The sequence below is a fragment of the Bradyrhizobium sp. genome (assembly GCF_049691595.1).
In the GTDB taxonomy this organism is placed as follows: domain Bacteria; phylum Pseudomonadota; class Alphaproteobacteria; order Rhizobiales; family Xanthobacteraceae; genus Bradyrhizobium.
Genome location: NZ_JBAVNZ010000560.1, coordinates 1 through 5,219 on the forward strand (window position 1 = coordinate 1; position 5,219 = coordinate 5,219).

The 5,219-nt window shown below is 58.4% G+C and carries 4 protein-coding genes; 3 read left to right on the plus strand and 1 reads right to left on the minus strand.

Translation table 11 applies throughout. The features are described 5' to 3' along the window. Positions 1–378 (plus strand): CBS domain-containing protein (locus WCE35_RS22720; RefSeq protein ID WP_424595560.1); only part of this gene is annotated, 378 nt, incomplete at its 5' end. An 85-nt stretch (positions 379–463) separates the two neighbouring features. Here the strand turns inward: WCE35_RS22720 and WCE35_RS22725 are convergent. Continuing rightward, the gene (locus tag WCE35_RS22725; RefSeq protein ID WP_424595561.1) at positions 464–1,387 is read right to left on the minus strand and encodes a complex I NDUFA9 subunit family protein; all 924 of its coding nucleotides are present in this window, start codon (positions 1,385–1,387) and stop codon (positions 464–466) included. Between the two features lie 434 nt (positions 1,388–1,821). Here WCE35_RS22725 and WCE35_RS22730 point away from each other — a divergent pair, with 434 nt between their 5' ends. After that, positions 1,822–2,166 (plus strand): antibiotic biosynthesis monooxygenase, encoded by a 345-nt coding sequence (locus WCE35_RS22730; protein WP_424595562.1) that lies wholly within the window; start codon positions 1,822–1,824, stop codon positions 2,164–2,166. A gap of 74 nt (positions 2,167–2,240) precedes the next feature. Further along, entirely contained in the window at positions 2,241–5,027 is a 2,787-nt protein-coding gene (locus tag WCE35_RS22735; protein WP_424595563.1) for a UPF0182 family protein, read from the plus strand. Positions 5,028–5,219 lie beyond the last annotated feature (192 nt).

Sequence of the window (5,219 nt, forward strand, 5' to 3'; positions counted from 1 at the left end):
TCGGTCCGCCCGGACGAGACTGTTTATGATTCCATCAAGAAGATGGCGGACAAGAACGTTGGTTCTTTGACCGTGATGGAGGGCGACAAGCTCGTCGGCATCATTGCGGAACGCCACTATGCCCGGAACGTGGTGTTGAAAGGCCGCGTATCACCCAAGACTCTCGTCCGCGACATCATGGAAACGAACGTGGTTTTTGCGCGACCTGATCAATCCGTGGAAGACTGCATGGCCATTATGACCGAAAAAGCCGTGCCCGTTATCGAACAGGGAAAAGTCGTGGGAATCATTTCCATCGGGGATCTGGTGAAGGATATCATCAGCGATCAGACATTCGTCATCGATCAGCTGGTGCACTATATACACGGCGCCGTGTGATGTCAGTTCGAAACCTGCCTCGCCGACTTCACTCGCATGAGCAGATGCAGAGCGCGCCCTTCATCCGAAGCGGCTGGACTGAGTTTCAAACGCAACTCGACAGCATCTCCTGGAGCATGACCTCGACCGAGCGCGGCGAAATTTCGAGTTCGGCAAATCCAGGCAATTCCGGCGCCGACACGGTGTCGACCCGCATCAACTCCACTTGATTACGGGTGAGAGGTGGATTCGGGAGGATTTCGGAGGCCCATGCGAGCGCGTACCAAACGGCAAACGGGATTGGAATCAGCACGGGCGCAAGGCCGGCCTGGTGCGCAACGGCTCTTAGAAACTCCTCGTAGGAGTAGACGCAGGGACCGCCGAGCTCGAAGATCATTGAAGGCGTCTCGCCTCGCTGCATGACGCGGCCGATCGCCTCGGCAACATCCTCCACATAAGCCGGCTGCAATCTGGTCAGGCCGCGGCCGAACATCGGATAGATCGGAAGCCGGCGGAGCAACCTAAGTATGGTCGTGAGAAACGTGTCGTCCGGTCCGAACATCACCGCCGGTCGGATGAAAATTGCATCGGGGAAAGCGGCCCGGACCGTCAGTTCGCCTTCGCCGCGCTTTCGGATGTACCGCGATCGTGAGGTGGCATCGGCGCCAATTCCTGAAACGTGAACGAGCCGCTCGGCTCCCGCCCGGTGCGCTTGCGCTGCTACCCGTTGGGCAGCCTCGACATGCACGGAATGAAAGGTCTCCCGTCCGTGCTCGACGTAAAGACTGACCGCATTTACAACACCGTAAACGCCAGCAAGCGCATCCGCGACTGATTGCTCGTCGTGAATATCGGCCGCTACGGATTGAAGTTGCGGATCATCAGGGCCGAAATGTCCATGTCGCCGATCCGGATGCCTAGACGCAATCCGAACGGGAAAGCCGCGATCGCGCAGACGGCGAACGATGCGGCGGCCGAGAAAGCCGGTTCCGCCGAACACGGTGACGGCGCGACCGCCCGTTGCCAACATGACTCAAACTCGCCGGTTCATGTCGAAGTTTCCTCTCGCTGCTGGTGGTTTGCGTATAAATACCTCACCCGTAGTAATTTGGGTATCTTTATAGCCGCAAAATATCGCTTCCATCTGCGGGTTATGACTCCTTAGTGCCTAAATCAGGCTACCATCTTGAGGTGCGAAGTGAACTTGCAAGCGAATTCGCTGGCCGAAAATTAAGCGCGCGCACAAGGACTGAAGCCGTGGCGAAAGCCTTCGAACGCCGTCGCTATGAGACGATCACGCTGTGACCAAACAGGATTTGAACTCCCCTCTGCCGATCGGAGCGGGGGGCAGTTCGAATCTCTTCGGCCGGGCCAGTTCGATGGTGTCGTTGTGGGGAATGGCGTAGGATCTAGCATGCGGGGAAATCTCTGCTGCTCGCGCCCTGCCTATTCTGAGCGTGATGCATGGTCGCGGCAGTCGCGACCGCGGGCAGCCCGCCGGTAAGGGAGGAGCCTGTGTACGCCGCCATTCGTCAGGGCAAAGCAAAGACTGGCATGGCCGAAGAGCTGGCACGCAGGATCAAGGAGGGTGCCATTCCGATCATCAGTGATGTCGAAGGTTTCATGGCCTATTATGTGGTCTATGCGCCGGACGACACGGTGACGGCGATCAGCATCTTCAACAACCATGAGGGAGCGGAGGAGTCGAACAGGCGCGGGCTCGCGTGGATCGAACAGAACCTCGCGCCTCTGATGATCGGGCCGGTTACGGCGGTCGCCGGGCCGGTGATCGTTCATACATTGGCTTAAGAATACGCGCCTGACGCGACAATCCGACCGCGAATCAAGCGGTAAGCGTCGCTGGTTTCTGCTATCGTTGATCTATGACGATCGGGATCACCGGACCCGGACGGAAGGCACCAAGGCAAAACGCCGTGGTCAGGCTCATCGTCGCGGCCTTCGCCGTCGGGATTTGCCTGATCCTGCTGGGGCTCGCGACCGACTTCCTCGTCAATTGGCTGTGGTTTTCCTCGATTGGTTATCTGCAGGTTTTTTTAACCAGCATCGTCGCCAAAGCCGCGGTGTTTTTCGCTGTCTTGACGGCAACCGCCGTCATACTTTGGCTGAACGGATTGCTCGCGCTGCGTTTTGGCCGGCGGCAGTCAACCCAAGTGGCCGCCACTTCCGCGTGGAACCCGACGGGCAATACGCCGCCGCCCGACCTGTTGGCGCTCATGCGCGATCGACTGCCGTTGCCCCGGGTCATCACGGGCGGTGCAGGCTTGCTCGCTCTGCCGGTCGCCGCGGCAGAGACCGGCAACTGGGGCATCTTCCTGCAGTTTCTCTATCAGGTGCCCTATGGCGTAGACGATCCGCTCTACAACAAGGACATCGGCTTCTATCTCTTCTCGCTGCCCGCCTATATCCTCATCAAGAACTGGATGCTGCTCACCCTCGTTCTGAGCGCGGTTTTCGCCGCAGCGACCTACTGGGTGCGCGGTGACATCGAATACGACACACACCACCGATCCATGTCGCCGACGGCGATTGCTCACGGCTCAGCGCTGTTCGGCCTTCTCCTAATGGTGAAGGCCTGGTCCTATGGTCTCGACCGCTATCTGCTGCTCTATGGCGACAATGGCGTCGTCGTTGGCGCCAGTTACACCGATATACATGTGGGGCTACCGGGCCTGTGGCTAATGATCGGGCTTTCGATCATCGCGGCGTTCGCCGCATGGGCAAACCTTCGGGTGCGCACCTACCGGCTTCCTGCCATCGCGATCGTGCTCGTCGGTATCGGCTCGTTCGTGCTATCCAGCGTAGCTCCGGTGCTGTTCCGACAGGTGTTCGTCAAACCAAGCGAGTTGCAGCTCGAGAAGCCCTACATCGAACGCAACATCGCGCTCACCAGGCAAGCATACAATCTCGATCGGATCGCAGCCAAGCCGTTTGCTGCCGAACAGAAGCTTACCTTCAAGACGCTCGAGGCCAACAAAGCGACAATCGAGAATATCAGGCTGTGGGATTGGTTGCCCTTGTCGGATACCTACGCGCAGTTGCAAGAGATCCGCACCTACTACAAATTCCATGATCTCGACGTTGATCGCTACTGGCTCGACGGCTCCTACCAAAGCGTGATGCTCTCGGCTCGCGAATTGCGGCCTTCCTTGCTGCCCCCGAACGCCCAGACTTGGGTCAACCGCCACGTGCTGTTTACTCACGGCAATGGCGCGGTGATGAGCCCGGTCACCCGCAAGAGCACTGAAGGACTGCCGCTGTTCTATTTGCGGGATATTCCTCCTGTCGCAGACGGCGGCCCCAAGATCGATGAGCCGCGCATCTACTTCGGCGAAGAGAGCGATAGCTACGTCATCGTCAGGGGGAGCACACCGGAGTTCGATTATCCGAAGGGGAAAGACAACGTATATGCGGCCTATGACGGCATCGGCGGTGTTCCGATCGGGCCAATAGCACCGAGAATGCTATTCGCTTACTACTTCAACGACCCGAACCTGCTTCTCTCAAGCTACATCACGATCGACAGCCGGATCATGATCCGGCGCAACATCCAGGAACGGGTGCGCACGATCGCTCCATTCCTCAGGCTCGATCATGATCCCTATCTGGTTGTCAGTAGTGGACGGATGTTCTGGATGCAGGACGCCTACACGACGAGTTCCTATTTCCCCTCAGCGCAGCCTGTGCCGGATCTCGATCTCAACTACATCCGCAATTCGGTGAAGGTTATCGTCGACGCTTATAACGGGACCGTCGACTTCTATCTGATCGACCCCGGCGACCCGATTGCGGCGACCTACCAGCGCATCTTTCCGAACCTGTTCAAGCCGTTCTCGGCCATGCCTCCGGACTTGCAGAAGCACATTCGCTATCCGGAGGACCTGTTCCTGATTCAGGCGAGGCTGTATCAAACCTACCACATGGAGACGGCCGAGGTTTTCTACAACCGCGAGGATCTCTGGCAGTTCCCGCGTCAGCCGGGCGGCGACGGCACCTCAATGATGACTCCTTATTATATCATCATGCGGCTACCCGGCGAACCGCAGGCCGAGTTCTTTCTCATGCTTCCCATGGTACCGAGCCGCCGCGACAACATGATCGCGTGGCTCGCCGCGCGCTGCGACGCGCCCGACTACGGCAAACTGATCGTCTACGAGTTCCCCAAGGAGAAGCTGGTCTACGGGCCGTTCCAGATCGAGGCTCGGATCAATCAGAATACGGAGATCTCGCAACAACTCACGCTGTGGAATCAGATGGGCTCGCGGGTGATACGCGGTGCGAACCTGCTTGTGATCCCGATCGAGAACTCGATCCTTTACGTATCGCCGCTCTATTTGCGAGCGGAGCATGGACACCTACCGGAGCTGAAACGTGTGATCGCGGCCTATGGTGAACATGTGGTGATGAAGGAGACGCTCGCCGAGGCCTTGTCGGCGCTGTTCACAGAACCCGGTGCAGCGCCGGCAGTCTCAAGCACGACAGGCGAAAAGCCCCTCGCAGGCCCGGCGGCAAGTCAGGCACGCGAGGCGCTCGATCGCTACTATCAAGCGGTGGAGCGATTGAAGTCCGGAGATTGGAAGGGCTTCGGCACGCAGTTCGATGCAATGCGCGAGCTCTTGGAGGAAATGAACCGACACCCCAGCGGCCACTAATGTCCCGAATCCGCGTTCTCGCACCACCTCTGGCCCGGAGGATTGGAAATTGCGAACGCGGCGCCGGCAAATTCACAACACAATCCGAACAATATAAGAGTTCGCAGTTTTATTCCGGTTGGCGCGCCATTTCATTGAGATTTTTGCCCTCGTTGAAGCGAGGCTCACGCCCGCTCATAGTCGGATAGGAGC